The sequence below is a fragment of the Ideonella livida genome (genome assembly GCF_010499455.1).
GTDB classification, from domain to species: domain Bacteria; phylum Pseudomonadota; class Gammaproteobacteria; order Burkholderiales; family Burkholderiaceae_C; genus Ideonella; species Ideonella livida.
The window spans coordinates 61415-78089 of sequence record NZ_JAAGOH010000020.1 but is presented as its reverse complement, the minus strand read 5'-3'; the positions used below and the strand labels follow the sequence as shown (position 1 = coordinate 78089).

Below are 16675 nucleotides of genomic sequence, written 5' to 3'. Positions count from 1 at the left end.
CCGCCGCCGTCTCAAGGCCCGCGTCCCAGACTGAGACGCCCGGCCGCAGGCAGCCCGCCACGACCCCGCCATCCGCCAGGCCCATGCCCACCTTGCCCCCACCCACCCGCTACCGGCCCGAACAGATCTGGCAGGCCCGCCACGCCTTTTTTGACGACGGTCATGCCCCCGACGGCCTGGTGGACGCGCCGGTGCTCAGCAGCTGGCAGCGCCTGCGCGAGCTGGGCCGGGCGGCCCATGAATCCGTGGTGTTCGACCCGGTGGAGGCGCCGGCGCTGCGGCGCCTGCTGGCCCAGCAGCAGGCCCTGCTGCGGGTGGCCCAGCCGGAGCTGGCGCGCCTGGCCGCATCGGTGGCAGAGGCCGGCTACGCCGTGCTGTTGACCGACGCGCTGGGCCGTGCCGTGGCGGTGGACGGCGCCATCCAGCGGGCCAGCGCCCCGTTGCGCCAAGCCTTCCGGCCGGGTGTGGACCTGTCCGAGCGGATGATCGGCACCAACGCCATGTCGGCCGCGCTGCTGGAGCGCCGGCCGGTGTGGGTGCAGGGCGGCGAGCACTTCTTTGCCGACAACCAGATCTTCCACTGCTGCGCCGCGCCGGTGTTCGACCCGCAGGGCCGGGTGGTGGGTGCGGTGGACCTCTCCCGCGACACGCCGGGTCTGGCCGCCGGCGCGCTGGGCCTGGTGCAGCGCTGCGCCCGGCGCATCGAGCAGCGCCTGTTCGACGACCAGCCCGCCTGGCTGCAGGTGCAACTCGAAGGGCCGGACGCCGGCCCCGAGGCTTGGCTGGCCTTTGACGCCGACGCCCAGCTGCTGGGCGCCACCTCGGCCGCGCTGCCCTTGCTGGGCCTGCCGCAGTGGCTGCCACAGCTGGCCTGGGCGGACCTGTTCGAGGACCGCTTCGACGCCCTGCACACCGCCGCCCGCCAGGGCCGGCCGCTGCCGCTGCGCCTGCGCGGCGGCGTGCGCCTTCAGGCCCGGGGCCGGCTGGGTGGCACGGCCGCAGCGCATCGTCCCCAGGGCGGCCGCATCGCCGGGCACCCAGCGGCCACCCGTCCGGCGACCGAGGCCCTGGCGTGCGCAGCGCCCCTGGGCCATGCCCGGAGCCAGCAGCGCCTGGCCCAGGCCCTGCGGGCATTGGAGGCCGGCCTGCCCCTGCTCATCACCGGCGAGACCGGCGTGGGCAAGGAGGTGGCCGCCCGCGCCCTGCACACCGCCAGCCGGCGTGCCGGCGCGCCGTTTCTGGCGGTCAACTGCGGCGCCATCACGCCCACGCTGATGGCGGCGGAGCTGTTTGGCCATGTGGAGGGCGCCTTCACCGGCGCACGGCGCGGCGGCCAGGCCGGCCGCATCGAGGCGGCCCACGGCGGCACCTTGCTGCTCGACGAGATCGGCGACATGCCGCTGGAGTTGCAGGTGGGCCTGCTGCGCGTGCTGGACCGTCAGGAGGTGGTGCGCGTGGGCGCCACCCAGGCGGTGACGGTGGACGTGCGTTTTGTCTGCGCCACCCACCGCCACCTGCCCACGCTGGTGGCCCAGGGCCGCTTCCGTGAAGACCTGTACCACCGGCTGGCCGCCTTCACCCTGCACCTGCCGCCACTCCGCGAGCGCGAGGACTTCGATGCCGTACTCGACGGCCTGCTGGCCCCGCTGGGCTGCGCCGCCGAGCGCCTGAACCCTGCCCTGCGCGCCTGGCTGCGCCGCCAGCCCTGGCCCGGCAATGTGCGCCAGCTGGCCCTGGCGCTGCGCACCGCCCTGGCCCTGAGCGAGCCCGACGAGCCGCTGCAGCCGCAGCACTTTGGGCAGGACGACGAGGCGACGGGCGGGCTGCCCCCCAGGGCTTCCAGCGCACAGCCCGCTGTGGCGCCTTCCGACGCGCCGGCCACCGCCCCCACCGACGCCGCCCTGCACCTGCCCAGCGCCCGCGAGCAGGCCATCCAGGCCGCACTGGCGCGCACCGGTGGCAACGTCACCGCCGCCGCCGCCTTGCTGGGCCTGGGCCGGGCCACGCTGTACCGGCACCTGGCGCGGGGGCGGTGAAGGGCACGGCATCCGCCTGCGCCCAGACGACGCCAAGCCCCTCAGAACGGGTACTGGATGCCCTGCTCCATCACGCTGATCCACTGGGTCTGGGTGAACTCCTCCACATTGGCCGGGCCGCCAAAACGCCCGCCGTTGCCGCTGGCGCCCATGCCGCCAAAGGGCACGTGGAACTCGTTGTTCACCGTCTGGTCGTTGAGGTGGACCATGCCGGTGTGCAGGCGCTGCGCAAGAGCCACGCCGCGCGGCGTGTGGCGGGTGTGGATGGCGGCGGCCAGGCCGTAGGGCGACTGGTGGACCAGGGCCACCAGCTCGTCTTCGGTGTCGAACACGGTGATGGGCGCCACCGGGCCGAAGATCTCTTCGGTGAAGGCAGCCATGTCCGGGGTGACGCCGGTGAGCACGGTGGCGGGGAAAAACAGGCCCTCGCGCGGGCCGCCGGCCAAGACGCGGGCGCCGGCGGCCACGGCGGCGTCCACGATCTGGGCCACCTTCTGCGCCTGGCGCTCGTTGACCAGCGGGCCCAGGTGCACCGGGCCGGCGGCCGGGTCGCCCACCACCAGGCGGGCGGCGCGTTCGGCCAGGCGCTGGGCATAGGCGTCGGCCACGCTGCGGTGCACCAGGTGGCGGCCGGCCTGCATGCAGATCTGGCCCTGGTGCAGGAAGGCGCCCCAGGCGCCGCTGGAGGCGGCGGCGTCCAGGTCGGCGTCGTCCAGCACGATCAGGGCGTTGTTGCCGCCCAGCTCCAGCACGCACTTCTTGAGCAGGCCGCCGCAGGTAGCGCCAATGCTGCGGCCCACGGCGGTGGAGCCGGTGAAGCTGATCATGGCCACCTGCGGGTGGCGCACCAGCGCATCGCCGGTGGCCGGGCCGCCGGGCAGCACCTGCAGCACACCGGCGGGCAGGCCGGCGTCCTCGAACAGCTCAGCAATGAGTTGGCCGCCCACCACCGGGGTCTGCAGGTCGGGCTTGAGGATCACCGCATTGCCCAGGGCCAGGGCCGGCGCCACCGAGCGCATGGCCAGCAACAGCGGAAAGTTCCACGGCGCGATCACGCCGACCACGCCCAGCGGCACGCGGCGCCATTCATTGCGCCGGCCGAGCATGGCCGAGGGAAAGACCTGACCCACCGGCAGCATGGGCAGGGCGGCGGCCATGCTGAGCTGCTCGCGCGTGGCCTGCCATTCCCAGGCGGCCTTGGGCGGGATGGAGCCGGCCTCACGCACATTCCAGTGGGCAAAGCGCTCGGCGCGTTCGGCCAGCAGGGCCTCGGCGCGGCGCAGCACGGCGGCGCGCTGGTCAAAGGGCGTGGCGGCCCAGGCGGTTTGCGCGGCGGCGGCACTGCGGGCAGCCAGGTCCACATCCTCCGCGTTGGCCAGGGCCACCTCGGCCAGGGCGCGGCCGGTGGCTTTCTCGGTCACGGCGGCGGTGCCGCCCTGGGCGGGCTGCCAGCCGGCGGCGCCGTAGAGGCGGCCGGACCAGCGGCGGGTGTCGTCAGCGGCCAGCGGGCCGGCGGTGGCGGGGGTGTGCATGGGCGGTGTCTCCGAAAGGTCGTGGTGCATCGACGACGCCGTCGACGTCGATGTCGGGAGACGCGACTGGGTCCCCCGTGACCGCTCCGGGGCAAGGGCCATGCCGGCGGGGCGTGGGCCCTGGGATGCCCGGGCGGCACACCCGGCCATGCCACGGGCGTGGCCCATGCGTCCCCGCGGCGGGCGTCTCAGACCGGGACGCCCATGTCGCAGCGCGAGATGCCGGCGGCGCGACCGTCCAGCGGCTCAGTCCGGTGTGCTGCGGCCCAGCAACTCGCGGCAGCGTGCCTCGTGCTGGGCGATCTCGGCCAGGGTGACGCGGATGTCCTCCAGCTGCTGCTCCAGCTGCTGGCGGTGGTTGGCCAGGATGACCTGGAAGGCCTCGAGCTGGGGCCGCGCATCGGTGCCCGAGTCGTACATGTCCACCAGCTGCTTGATCTCCTGCAGGCTCAGGCCCAGGCGCTTGCCGCGCAGGGTGAGCTTGAGGCGGGTGCGGTCACGCTGGGCATAGACCCGGTTGCGGCCGACACGGCTGGGGGTGAGCAGGCCCACGTCCTCATAGAAGCGGATGGCGCGTGGGGTGATGTCGAACTCCTGGGCGAGTTCGGTGATGGTGAAGGTGCGGCTGTCCTTGCGCGCCGGGGCGGATTCGGCCGGGCGGGCCGTGCGGGCCGAGGCGGTGCGGGTGGCGGACATGGGGCGGGCGATCGGTTGACGTGCACGGAAGTCTAAGCGAGCCCGCCCCCGCCCGGCGCCGGCACGCTCAGGGCCCGGCCGTCGCCCGCTCCACCGTGGTGGTGGTGCGCGGCGGTGGCGGCCGCTGCCCCTCCAGCCAGGTGCGGATGGACCAGACGGTGGCAGCGTCGAGCTGGCCGCGCCAGGGCGGCATGTAGACCACGCCGGCGCGGACCTTGCCCTCCAGCACCGAGTGCAGGAAGTGCCGGTCCACATCCCCCAGGCAGCGCTGGCGCAGGTCGGCGTCGTCCAGGCGCCGACAAAAGCCGTTGAGGCGGCGCAGGTCGGGGGCCTCGGCGGTGGCCTCGGCCTGCACCCCGTGGCAGCGCGCGCAGTGTTGGTGATAGGCCTCGCGGCCCGCGGCCAGCACCGCCGTCTGCCCCCGGTAGGGGTTGGGGGCGGCCCAGGCCGGCGCCGATGCCGCCCCCCCGGGCGGCAGGGCGGCGTCGGCCCAGGCCGCCCCCGGGATGGCCGCGGCCCACAGGGCGGCCAGCAGCCCCCCCCACCGGCACACGGCGGAGGCACGGCGGCGGTGGACCTCGCGCGAGGGCCGCATCTCACCAGCCCTCCGGGCAGCCCAGGCACTGCACCAGGTGCGCCTCGGGAAAGATGGCAAAGCGCAGCAGGCTGCCACGCAGGTCTGCGCCCTTGAGGTTGGAGCCGACAAACTTGGCCTCCTGCAAATTGGCCTGGGTGAGCCTGGCGCCCACGAAGAACACCAGGTTGAGCTTGGCGGCCTCCAGGCTGGCGCCGTCCAGGTCGGCCCCGCTGAAATCCGCACGGAACAGGCGGGCCTGCTCCAGGTGGGCGCCGACCAGACGCGCCCCCAGGAAGCTGGCGCCGGGCGCATTCAGGGCGTAGGCCTGCACGCCGGTCAGGTCGGCGCCGTCCAGGCGCGCACCGGCCAGGTTGGCCGAGCGCAGCTGGGCACGGGCCAGCAGGGCGCCGGTGAAGTCGGCGCCGCGCAGGTCCAGACCCGTCAGGTCGGCATGGCGCAGGTCGACGCCCGGGCACTGGGCATAGGGCCAGAGGGCGCAGCCGTTGACGATGCGCACCGCCGGCACCGCCGGGACAGCAGCCTCGGGCGCGGCCTGCGCCGGCCCGACCCCGACGGCAAGGGCAGCGGCCAGACCGGCCAGCGTCAGCCGCCACCGGGTCGGGCCGGTCCGGGCCGGATCCGGTGGCGCCGACCGCCCCGATGGACGCGGGGCGGCGGGGCTCACTTGGCGGCCACCTTCTGCGCGGCCTTGGGCAGCTTGAACACCCAGTAGCTGCCGCCCTGGGTGACCTGCTTGGTCAAGTCGGCCATGTCACCGCCCCACAGCGGCACGGCACCGCCGTAGCCGCTGGACAGGCCCAGGTACTGCTCGCCATCCACCTCCCAGGTGATGGGCACGCTCACCACACCCGAGCCGGTCTGGAACTTCCAGAGCTCCTTGCCCGTCTTGGCGTTGAAGATCTTGATGAAGCCGTCGGAGGTGCCGGTCACCAGCAGGCCACCGGCGGTGGTCAGGGTGCCCGCCCACAGGGGGAACTTCTCCTTCTGCTCCCAGGCCACCTTGCCGGTCTTGGGGTCGATGGCGCGCAGGATGCCCACGTGGTCGTCGTACAGGCGCTTGATGCGGAAGCCCTGGCCCAGGTAGGCCGAGCCGGCCTTGTAGGTCAGGTTCTCGGTCCAGTAGTCCATGGCCCAGTGGTTGCCGGGGATGTAGAACAGGCCGGTGTCCGGGCTGTAGGACATGGGCATCCAGTTGGTGCCGCCCAGGAAGGGCGGGGAGACGAACACGGCCTTGCCGCGGTCGGCGCCGGCGGCCGGCAGCGGCGGGCGGTTGCCGGTCTCCACCGGCTTGCCGGTCTGGGTGTCGATGCGGCTGGCCCAGGTAATGCCGTCGACAAAGGGCCAGGCGTTGATCAGCGCGGTGGGCTTGTTGGGATAGCCCGCGCCGGTGGCCAGCTTCTCGCGGTCGGTCACGTAGAAGAAGCCGTTGCGGTCGGCATGCGCGCTGGCCTTGACCTGCTTGCCGGTCTTGGGGTCCCGATACTCGAACAGCACCACCGAGTTGTTGCCCGAGAAGTCCCAGGCGTCGTTGGGCGTGTGCTGGTAGAAGCCCTTGAGCTCACCGGTGCTGGCGTCCACATAGGCCTGACCCGAGGTGAACAGGCTGTCCCAGTTACGGGGGTCGTCGCCCTCGGCGGTGCGCTTCCAGGTGTTCCAGGGCGCGGGGTTGCCGGCGCCGATGACGATGGTGTTGGTGTCGGGGTCGAAGCTGGCGGTCTGCCAGGGGGCGCCACCGCCGTGGCGCCAGGCCTCCACCAGCTGGCCGTCCTTGTCGCGCGGCCAGCTCGGGGCCCGGGCGTCGCCGGTGGGGCCGGCATCGCGGCCATTCAGGCGGCCCACATGGCCCTCCACCAGCGGCCGGGCCCAGACCTCCTCGCCGGTATCCGGGTCGCGGGCGAACAGCCAGCCGACCACACCGAACTCATCGCCCGAGGAGCCATGCACCAGCAGCACCCGGCCGCCCTTTTCCTTGACGATGAAGGGCGCGCCGGTCATGGTGTAGCCCACCTTGTGGTCGCCGAACTTCTCGCTCCAGACCACCTTGCCGGTGTGCTTGTCCAGGGCCAGGACGCGGGCATCCAGCGTGCCGAAGAAGACCTTGTCGCCGTAGATGGCCGGGCCGCGGTTGACCACATCACAGCAGGGGCGGATGTCGTCGGGCAGGCGGTGCTCATAGGCCCAAAGCTGCTTGCCGGTCTTGGCGTCCAGCGCATAGAAGCGGCTGTAGGAGGCGGTGACGTAGATCACCCCGTCGTGCACCAGGGCCTGGGCCTCCTGGCCCCGCTGCTTCTCCCCCCCGAAGGAGAAGCTCCAGGCCGGCACCAGCTGGTCGACGTTGCCGGCGTGGATCTGCTTGAGCGGGCTGTGGCGCTGGGCCTTGAGGCCCAGGCCGTAACTCAGCACGTCCTGGCCGGTGCGGTCATCGCGGGCGATGTCGTCCCAGGTGACCGGGCGGGCGGCCAGGCTGGCGCCACTGGCCGCGGTCATGGCGGCGGCCAGCGCCAGCAGGCGAAGCCGGGAAGGACGGGTGTCGGGGGTGGTGGGCATGGTGTCTCCTGTGGAATCGGTGGGGCCGGTGCCGGGCGGCGGCCCGGCGGATGGCGCAGCGGCAGTCTAGGAAGCCCCCCCGAACCGACCTTGGGAATCCCGCCCGGAAAACCAGGGAAACATTCCCGCCAAACCCGACGTGTTCAGGAATGCGAATTGCGGCAAAACCCCTGTGACAGCGTTTGCGCCAAGTTGTCACAAACCCCCGAGATAACCCTTTGTCCTTGGCGAGACAACCCGCTTTCCCATGCTCCAAATCCTGCTGCTGGACGACCACGCCGTGGTGCGCGCCGGCTACCGACAGTTCATCGACAGCCAGGGCGACATGCGCGTGGCCGCCGAGGCCGGCACCTCCGCCCAGGCCTGCGAGCTGCTGCGCACCACCGCCGTGGACATTGCCGTGGTCGACCTGGACCTCAAGGGCGACAGCGGCCTGGAAGCCTTGCGCCGGCTGCGCGAGCGCCGCGCCGGGCTGCGGCAACTGGTGTTCACCATGCACGACCACCCCGGCTATGCGCTGCAAGCCCTGCGCGCCGGCGCCCAGGGCTACCTCACCAAGGACAGCGACCCGCAGGACATGGTGGATGCGCTGCGGGCCCTGGGCCAGGGGCGCACGGTGTTTCCGGCCGGGCTGGCCGCCACCCTGGCCGGTGCGCCCGAGGGCGAAGGCCAGCGCCTGGCGCAGCTCAGCCCGCGGGAATTCGACATATTCCGCCTGGCCACCGCCGGCCAGGATATTGGCGAGATTGCCAAAGCCCTGCACCTGAGCGAGAAGACCGTCTTCAACTACATGTCACTGGTGCGCCAGAAACTCGAGGTGCGCAGCGACTTCAAGCTCATGCGCCTGGCCGCCGAGCAGGGCCTGGTGCGCTGGTGAACCCGCCGCGCCCACTGCAACTGCCCCGGCTGGTGATGCGCCGGGCCACCGTGGTGGCCCTGGCCACCTGCGCCGCCGCCGCCCTGAGCGGCTTGTGGGCCACGCAGGAGGACATCGAGCAGGAGGTGGAGGGCGCACTGGCCCTGGCCAGCCAGATCGCCAGCGTGCAGGCCCTGGCCGGGCTGGACGACGCGGCAGCCCTGCAGCAGCTGGCCGCCCTGCAGGCCGGACATGGCCTGCGCCACCTGCGCCTGCAGCTGCATGACGCCGGGGGCCGGGCCCTGCTGCCCCCGCCGCCGGCCGAACCCGCCCCCTGGCCGCTGGCGCCCCTGGACGCGGCCTACCGCCGCTGGCTGTCACCCGCCGATGAGCGCCATGTGGCCTGGCCCCTGCCCCGGCCCGACGGCCAGGCCTGGACGCTGCAGCTGACCGCCTCGCACGAGGCCGAGCGCCGCGAGGCCCTGGGCAACCTGGCCGGCATGCTGGGCGCCCTGGGCGCCACCGTGGCCGGGTTGCTGGCGGTGATGCACCTGCAGTTGCGGCGCGCCTTCCGGCCCTTGCAGCAGCTGCTGCAGGCCGTGGCCCAGCTGGCCGAACGCGACCAGCGAGCCCAGGTCGCGCGCTTGCCAGCCATGCCGGTGCAGGAGCTGGACGACCTGGCCCAGGCCCTGCGCGCGGTGGCCCAGGAGCTTGACGGGGCCGAGGAGCAGCGCCGCCGCCTGTCGCAGAAGCTGCTGACGCTGCAGGAGGATGAGCGCGCCCACCTGGCGCGCGACCTGCACGACGAGTTCGGCCAGCGCCTGACCGCCCTGCGGGTGGGCCTGACCTGGCTGGCCCGGCAGCTGCCCACCGAGGGCCCGCTGCGCACCCGCGCCGACGCCCTGCGCGAGGAATGCGCGCTGGGCCAGCAGGAGGTCCGCCGCCTGCTGGGGCGGCTGCGGCCGGACAACCCCGCGCTGGACCCCGCCGCCGGTCAGCCCACCCTGGGCAGCCTGCATGACATGCTGCGCGACCTGCTGCAGCGCTGGACCCTGGTGGCCCCCGACCCCCAGGGGCCGCAGCTGCGTCTGGATGTCACCTGGCCCGCGGCCGCGCTGGCCCGGCCGGTGACGCAGGACCTGGCCCTGGCGGTGTACCGCATGAGCCAGGAGGCCCTGACCAATGCCTGCCGGCACGCCGGCGCCAAGCAGGTGTGCCTGCGCCTGTCGCTGACCGGCCCCACGCAGACGCCACACCTGCGCTGGGAGGTGGCCGACGACGGCCGCGGCCTGCCCGACATGCACCAAGCCCTGCGCCAGGGCCGCGGCCTGGCCGGTCTGCAGGAGCGGGCCTGGGCGCACCGCGGCCGGCTGCAGCTGGAGGCCGGCCCCGGCGGACGGGGTCTGGTGCTGCGCGCCGAACTGCCGCTGCCGGCAGCCTGAGGCGCTGCACCGCTGCGCCGCTGCCCATCGCCCCTGCAGGGCTGCACAGGGGCTGCGCCCGCCACCGTCACCGGCGTGACAGACTGTGGCGCGCCACGCCCGCCACCATCGGGCGTCCCACCCGCCACCGGCCTGCCGGGGCCCACCGCTCCCCCACGATGACCCCCACCACGCCTCCCCCGCTGCACCACCCCCTGGACGAGCAGCGCCCCGAACCCGGCCAGGTGCTGGCCGTGGCCCCCGGCGTGGGCTGGGTGCGCATGCGCCTGCCTTTTGCACTGGACCACATCAACCTCTGGCTGCTGGCCGACGTGGCCGAGGACGGCACGCCCGGCTGGGCCGTGGTGGACACCGGCATCGCCAACGACGAGACCCGGGCGGCCTGGGAGCAGGTCTTCGCCACCGGGCTGCAGGGCCGGCCGGTGCTGCGGGTGATCAACACCCACATGCACCCCGACCACCTGGGCCTGGCCGACTGGCTGTGCGAACGCTGGCACCGGCCACAGGCCGAATGCCGGCTGTGGATCAGCGCCACCGACTGGTACGTGGCGCGCAACGCCCGGGTGCAGCCCGGGGGCTTCGGGGGGGAGCGCACCGCGGCCTTCTTCGCCCGCCACGGCGTGGCCGACCCCGCGGTGCTGGAGAGCATCCGCCACAAGCCCAACGACTACGCGGCGATGGTGCCTGCCGTGCCCGGACGCTACCGCCGGCTGCAGGACGACCTGCGGGTGCGCATGGGCGCGCACGACTGGTTCTGCATCGCCGGCTATGGCCATGCCCCCGAGCACATGAGCCTGCACTGCCCGGCGCTGGGTGTGCTCATCAGCGGCGACATGGTGCTGCCACGCATCTCCACCAACGTCAGCGTCATCGACCTAGAGCCCGAGGCCGACCCCCTGGGCCAGTACCTGGACTCGCTGGACGAGATCACCCGTCGCGTGGGCCCCGACGCCGGGGACCGGGCCACCCTGGTGCTGCCCTCGCACGGTCTGCCCTTCACCGGCCTGCAGGCCCGCGTGGACGCCCTGCACGCCCACCATGCCGAGCGCCTGGCCGAGGTGCAGGCCGCCTGCGCCCGTGAGCCCCACAGCGCCGCCGACCTGATGCCCCTGCTGTTCCGCCGCCCGCTGGACCTGCACCAGACCCGCTTTGCCCTGGGCGAGGCCATCGCCCATGCCCACCGCCTGTGGCACCAGGGGCTGCTGACCCCGCTGGAAGGCGCAGACGGCGTGCTGCGCTGGGGCCCGGGCCCGGCGGCCCCCGGCGCCTGAGGCGGACGCGGGCGCCCCGGCCCGGGTGCTGCCCGGCGTCCCTGTCCGCCCGGGGACAGCCCGGCCCCCGGGGAAGCCCGAAGCCCACCGCCAAATGTCACCCGATTGACAGGACAAGCCCGGGGGCGCCGGCAGGCTGCGAGGCCTCACCATCCGGGTCTGCCCCGCCACGCCGGCCACCGCCGGCGCCGCGGGCCACAGCCCGCCGACCGACCCCGCCGGACCCCGCCGTGAACGCCCCTGTCGAACGCCCTGCCCTCCCTGCTGACCAACCCTGGCTGGCGCACTACCCCGCGCATGTGCCCGCCACCATCGACCCCGACGCCAGCCCCCACCTGGTGGCGCTGCTGGAGGACGCCTGGCGCCGCCACGGCAGCCGCCCGGCCGGCGAGTGCATGGGGGCGCGGCTGAGCTTTCGCGACGTCGACGAACAGAGCCTGGCCCTGGCCGCCTGGCTGCAGGCCAAGGGCCTGGGCAAGGGCGACCGCGTGGCGGTGATGATGCCCAACCTGCCGCAGTACCTGGTGGCCATCCCGGCCGTGCTGCGCGCCGGCTGCGTGGTGGTCAACGTCAACCCGCTCTACACCCCGCGTGAACTGGAGCACCAGCTCAAGGACTCCGGCGCCAGCGCCATCATCGTGCTGGAGAACTTTGCCGCCACGCTGGAGGAGGTCATCGACCGGGTGCCCGCCCTGCGCCATGTGGTGCTGGCGGCCATGGGCGACCAGCTCGGCTTCTGGAAGGGCTCCTTCATCAACTTCGCGGTGCGCCACCTCAAGAAGATGGTGCCCGAGTTCCGCCTGCCGCTGGACCAGGGCCGCACCGTCACCCGCTTCAACCAGGCCGTGGCCGAAGGCGGCAGCCTACGGCTGAAGGCCCCGGCGCTCACCGGCGAGGACCTGGCCTTCCTGCAGTACACCGGCGGCACCACCGGTGTGAGCAAGGGTGCCATGCTCACCCACCGCAACGTGGTGGCCAACATCCTGCAGACCGAGGCCTGGTTCAAGCCCGTGCTGGAGAAGGTGGGCAACAAGCAGCTCACCGTGGTCTGCGCCCTGCCGCTCTATCACATCTTCGCGCTGACCATCTGCTACATGATGGGCGCGCGCCTGGGCATGCTGAACCTGCTCATCCCCAACCCGCGCGACATCCCGGGCCTGGTCAAGACCCTGGGCCGCCACAAGATCAACATGTTCCCGGCGGTCAACACCCTGTTCAACGCCCTGGCCCACGACGCCGACTTCGCCCGCCTGGACTTCTCCGAGCTGGTGGTCTCCAACGGCGGCGGCATGGCGGTGCAGCAGGCCACGGCCGAGAAATGGCTCCAGGTCACCGGCTGCCCGGTGGTGGAAGGCTACGGCCTGTCCGAAACGTCACCCGTGGCCACCAGCAACCGGCTGGACCACATGGGCTTCACCGGCACCATCGGCCTGCCCATCCCGTCGACGTCCATCAGCATCCGCGACGACGACGGCGCCGAGGTGCCGCTGGGCCAGCCCGGCGAAATCTGCATCCGCGGCCCGCAGGTGATGAAGGGCTACTGGCAGCGCCCCGACGAGACCGCCCGGGTCACCACCGCCGACGGCTACTTCAAGAGCGGCGACGTGGGCATCATGGACGAGAAGGGCCAGGTGCGCATCGTCGACCGCAAGAAGGACATGATCCTGGTCTCGGGCTTCAACGTGTACCCCACCGAGATCGAGCAGGTCATCAACCTGCTGCCCGGCGTGTTGGAGAGTGCGGCCATCGGCGTGCCCGACGCCCGCTCCGGCGAGGCGGTCAAGCTCTACATCGTGCGCCAGGACCCCAGCCTGGACGAAGAGCAGGTCAAGGCCTACTGCCACGACAACTTCACCGCCTACAAGCGGCCCAAGTACATCGAGTTCCGCGACGAGCTGCCCAAGTCCAACGTGGGCAAGATCCTGCGGCGCGAGCTGCGCCAGGGTCCGGCGGCCAAGGGCTGAGCATCCATGTCGGCAAGCGCCGTCCTGGCCGACCTGGGCCTGCAGGTCCTGGAGCGCGACTGGCTCTCGGCCAACCACATCGTGGCGCCCGCCTGCGGGCCGGCGCCTGCCACCGTGGTGGACACCGGCCACGTGCGCCATGCCGACATGAGCCTGGCCCTCATCCGCCACGCCCTGGGCGGCGGGCTGCCCGCACGCCTGGTCAACACCCACCTGCATTCCGACCACTGCGGGGGCAATGCCGTCCTGCAGCAGGCGGCCCAGGCCGAGGGCCAGCCCGCGCCGCAGACCTGGGTGCCCGCCGGCCACCATGCCGCGGCCACGACCTGGGATGAGGCCCGGCTGAGCTACCGGGCCACCGGCCAGGCCTGCGCCCGCTTTACGGTGCAGGGCGCGCTGGCCGCGGGCGACGTGCTGCCCCTGGGCACAGCACGCTGGCAGGTGTGGGCGGCGCCGGGCCACGACCCCGACGCGCTCATGCTCTTCGAGCCCCAGACCCGCACGCTGATCGCCGGCGACGCACTGTGGCAGGACCGGTTGGCCATCATCTTTCCCGAGCTGGAGGACCGACCGGGCTTCGCCGCCACCCGGGCCACCCTGGACCTCATCGCCACCCTCTCGCCCCGCCTGGTCATCCCGGGTCACGGCCCGGTCTTTGAAGACGCGGGCGCTGCCCTGGCCGCCAGCCGGGCCCGGCTGGACGCCTTCAGCCGCGACCCCGCCCGCCACACCCAGCACGCGGCCCGGGCCCTGGCCATGTACCACCTGATGGAGGTACGGGCCGAACCCCGTGCCGAACTGCTGGCCTACCTGGACCGCACCCCGCTGTTCATCGCCATGGCCGCCCAGCTGGGCCATGCCGGCTCCGCCGCCCGCCAGGCCTGGGCCCGGGGCCTGGTGCAGGCGCTGGGGGACCAGGGACTGCTGCGGACTGACGGCGGGGACTGGGTGCGGCTGCCCGATTGAAGGCCGCACCGGCGACGCCACGACCTCCCCAAGTCGGCGGTGCGGCCCCGGCCACAATGCGTGCCATGTCCGCTGCGTTCCGGCACGTCTACTTCATCGGCGGTTTCGATCCCAAGAGCGCCGCCCACTACCACCGCCTCTACCGCCAGGCGGTGCAGGGCCGCACGGCCAGCCCGGCCGGGGAGACGGTGACCGTCGGCACCCAGCGCCAGCAAATCGGCCACCTGCACCGCTGGGAGGTGGCCTGGCAGGCCCCGGGCCAGGCCTCTTGCCGCACCCGTTACGGCGTCTTCAGCTGGCACGACGTGGTGCAGGCCCACTGGCCGGGCCCGCTGGGCCGCGCCCTGCGCGACTACCTGCAGGTCTACGGCCGCGCCGGCACCGACGGCACCTTCGCCCGGGTGCGGCGCGCTGCCCCGGCCGCCTTCTGGCTGGCGGTCTTTCCCTTTGGCGTGGCCTGCGCCGCGTTGGGCGCCGGTGCCGGCCTGGGGGCCTGGGCGGCCACGGCCAGCGGGGCGGCCTCGGCCAGCCTGGGTGCCCTGGCCGGCCTGGCCACGGCCCTGCTGCCGTGGCGCGGCCTGGTGCGCCTGCTGGACGCCGAATGGCTGCTGCGCCTGTATGGCTTCACCTTCGCCCAGGCCCGCGGCCGGCTACCCGACCTGGAAGCCCGCCTGGACGCCTTCGCCCGTGAGCTGGTGGCCGATGCCGAACAGGCCCGCGAGGCCGGTGTGCGCGAGCTGCTGGTGGTGGCCCACAGCACCGGCGCCATACTGGCCACCGACATGCTGGACCGCGCTCTGCGCCTGGCCCCCTGGCTGGGCCGCGAAGGCCCGCAGTTGGGCCTGCTGACCCTGGCCCACTGCACCCCCATCCTGGCCTACCAGCCGGCCGCCGGCGCCTACCGCGCCGCCCTGGACCGGCTGGCCGCCCACCCCGGCCTGCACTGGCTGGACGTGAGCGCCCCTTCAGACTGGGCCGCCTTTGCCCGGGTCACGCCCTGGGGTGGACCCGCCACCCCGCGCCTGCAGCAACGCTCGCCGCGCTTTCACCAGGCCATGGACGCGGCCCAGTACCAGCGCCTGCTGCGCCGCCGCCATGAGCTGCACATGCAATACCTCAAATCCACACCTCGGGTGGGTTTCTACGATGCCGTGGCCCTGACCGCCGGCCCCGACACGCTGGCCACCCAGATGGCACGGCCCTGGACGGCCACCGCCTCCGGCGACGCCCGGCCCAGCCCCCACCCCGCCCCGGATTCGTCCGCCCCCGCATGACCGCCAAGCAGCCCCCGGCCCAGCACTTCTGCCCCCACTACCCCCAGCCCGCGGCCAAACGGCCCAGCCTGCTGGCCATGTTCCTGCGCAAGCGCCGCTCTTGGCTGGACAGCCTCTACGAGCGCAGCTACCGCATGAAGATGGGTGAAGTCCACCTGCCCGGGGTGGACGTCTACATGGTCAACGAGCCGCCCCTGGTGCGCCAGGTGATGGAGCAGGCCGACGCCTTTCCCAAGCACGCCATGCTGGGCGAGGCCCTGCGCCCGCTGCTGGGCGACAGCATCTTCACCACCAACGGCGAGACCTGGCGGCGCCAGCGCGAGCTGATGAACCCCTCCTTCGAGGCGGCGCGGGTCAAGTTGGTGTTCGGCCGCATGCGCGACGCGGCCGACGCCATGGTCGCCCGCCTGAAGGCCGTGCCCGAGGGCGGGGTGCACGACATGGAGGTCGAGATGACCCATGTGGCGGCCGACATCATCCTGCGCACCATCCTCTCGCGCCCGCTGGAAAGCGCCGAGGCCCTGCAGGTCTTCCGCGCCTTCGAGCGCTACCAGGAGACCGCCCCGCGGGTGATGATGCCGGCGTTCTTCGGCCTGCGCTGGCTGCGGCCCTGGGGCCAGATCCGCCGCAGCCGGCAGGCCGCCGCCGAGATCCGGGCCCTCATCGAAGGCCTGATCCGCCCGCGCCACGACGCCTACCAGGCCGCGCTCCACCAGGCCACCGCCGCGGGCACACCGGCGCCCACGGAGGAAGGCGGGGACATCCTGGCCACCCTCCTGATGGTGCGCGACGCGAAGACCGGCCAAGGCTTCAGCTTCGAGGAGCTGGTGGACCAGGTGGCCATGCTCTTCCTGGCCGGCCACGAAACCTCGGCCAGCGCCATGTCCTGGGCCCTGCACCTCATCGCCAACGCCCCGGACGTGCAAGAGCGTCTGCACGCCGAGGCCGCGCGGCACCTGCCCGGCCTGGGTGACGACCCCGGCCAGCTCAAGGAGCTGGCGCTCTCGCGCAACGTCTTCCGGGAGACCCTGCGCCTGTTCCCGCCCGTGGGCTTTCTGGCGCGCGAGTCCGCCAGCACCTGCCCCATGCGCGACAAGACGGTCAAGGCCGGCGCCTCGGTGGTCATTTCGCCCTGGCTGATCCAGCGTCACCGCGAGCTGTGGGCCCGTCCCGACGCCTTCGACCCCGACCGCTACGCCCACGAGGAAGACCAGCAGCCCCTGAGCACCAAGGAGTCGCTGCGCAAGGCCTACCTGCCCTTTGGCATGGGGCCTCGGGTGTGCATCGGCGCGGCCTTCGCCCTGCAGGAGGCGGCGCTGGTGCTGTCCACCGTCGCGCTGCATGTGCGCCTGGCCCCGGTGCCCGGCCATGTGCCCGAGCCCGTGGGCCGGCTGACCATCCGCGCGGAAAATGGCATTGCCCTGAAGGTGCACCAACGGGCCTGAGGCCACGCCGCCGCACGCGGCACCTGCGCAGTGAGTTTGAGGACAAGG

13 protein-coding genes are annotated in these 16675 nt (G+C 73.2%); 8 read left to right on the top strand and 5 right to left on the bottom strand.

What is annotated here, in order from left to right:
• The first annotated feature begins 83 nt into the window (after positions 1-83).
• The gene (locus G3A44_RS15915; RefSeq protein ID WP_163458726.1) at positions 84-2036 is read left to right on the top strand and encodes a sigma-54-dependent Fis family transcriptional regulator; all 1953 of its coding nucleotides are present in this window, start codon (positions 84-86) and stop codon (positions 2034-2036) included.
• 41 nt (positions 2037-2077) lie between these two features.
• Here the strand turns inward: G3A44_RS15915 and G3A44_RS15910 are convergent, their stop codons facing one another.
• The 5 genes from G3A44_RS15910 to G3A44_RS15890 form a co-directional block, all read right to left on the bottom strand.
• On the bottom strand, positions 2078-3568 hold the full coding sequence (locus G3A44_RS15910; RefSeq protein WP_163458725.1) for an aldehyde dehydrogenase family protein: 1491 nt from the start codon (positions 3566-3568) through the stop codon (positions 2078-2080).
• A 246-nt stretch (positions 3569-3814) separates the two neighbouring features.
• Positions 3815-4264, bottom strand: coding sequence for a MerR family transcriptional regulator (locus G3A44_RS15905; protein WP_163458724.1), 450 nt, complete (start codon positions 4262-4264; stop codon positions 3815-3817).
• A gap of 67 nt (positions 4265-4331) precedes the next feature.
• Complete coding sequence (locus G3A44_RS15900; protein ID WP_163458723.1) at positions 4332-4859, bottom strand: c-type cytochrome; 528 nt, start codon at positions 4857-4859, stop codon at positions 4332-4334.
• A 1-nt stretch (position 4860) separates the two neighbouring features.
• Positions 4861-5526 (bottom strand): pentapeptide repeat-containing protein, encoded by a 666-nt coding sequence (locus G3A44_RS15895; RefSeq protein WP_310734395.1) that lies wholly within the window; start codon positions 5524-5526, stop codon positions 4861-4863.
• Entirely contained in the window at positions 5523-7409 is a 1887-nt protein-coding gene (locus G3A44_RS15890; protein ID WP_163458722.1) for a methanol/ethanol family PQQ-dependent dehydrogenase, read from the bottom strand. Before G3A44_RS15890 ends, G3A44_RS15895 begins: the two co-directional genes overlap by 4 nt.
• A gap of 247 nt (positions 7410-7656) precedes the next feature.
• On the opposite strand from G3A44_RS15890, the gene G3A44_RS15885 reads away from it, so the two are divergent.
• The 7 genes from G3A44_RS15885 to G3A44_RS15855 all read left to right on the top strand — a co-directional run bounded on the left by G3A44_RS15885 (position 7657) and on the right by G3A44_RS15855 (position 16627).
• Positions 7657-8286 carry a response regulator gene (locus G3A44_RS15885; RefSeq protein ID WP_163458721.1) on the top strand — a complete coding sequence of 210 codons (630 nt, stop codon included), beginning with the start codon at positions 7657-7659 and terminating at the stop codon, positions 8284-8286.
• Complete coding sequence (locus G3A44_RS24120; RefSeq protein WP_163458720.1) at positions 8283-9707, top strand: ATP-binding protein; 1425 nt, start codon at positions 8283-8285, stop codon at positions 9705-9707. The genes G3A44_RS15885 and G3A44_RS24120 overlap by 4 nt, the downstream gene beginning before the upstream one ends.
• A gap of 158 nt (positions 9708-9865) precedes the next feature.
• Entirely contained in the window at positions 9866-10978 is a 1113-nt protein-coding gene (locus G3A44_RS15875; protein ID WP_163458719.1) for an MBL fold metallo-hydrolase, read from the top strand.
• A gap of 230 nt (positions 10979-11208) precedes the next feature.
• Complete coding sequence (locus tag G3A44_RS15870; RefSeq protein ID WP_310734394.1) at positions 11209-12942, top strand: long-chain-fatty-acid--CoA ligase; 1734 nt, start codon at positions 11209-11211, stop codon at positions 12940-12942.
• A 6-nt stretch (positions 12943-12948) separates the two neighbouring features.
• Complete coding sequence (locus tag G3A44_RS15865) at positions 12949-13908, top strand: MBL fold metallo-hydrolase (RefSeq protein WP_163458718.1); 960 nt, start codon at positions 12949-12951, stop codon at positions 13906-13908.
• A gap of 65 nt (positions 13909-13973) precedes the next feature.
• On the top strand, positions 13974-15182 hold the full coding sequence (locus G3A44_RS15860; RefSeq protein ID WP_163458717.1) for a hypothetical protein: 1209 nt from the start codon (positions 13974-13976) through the stop codon (positions 15180-15182).
• The gene (locus G3A44_RS15855; protein ID WP_163458716.1) at positions 15179-16627 is read left to right on the top strand and encodes a cytochrome P450; all 1449 of its coding nucleotides are present in this window, start codon (positions 15179-15181) and stop codon (positions 16625-16627) included. Before G3A44_RS15860 ends, G3A44_RS15855 begins: the two co-directional genes overlap by 4 nt.
• Positions 16628-16675: the final 48 nt, after the last annotated feature.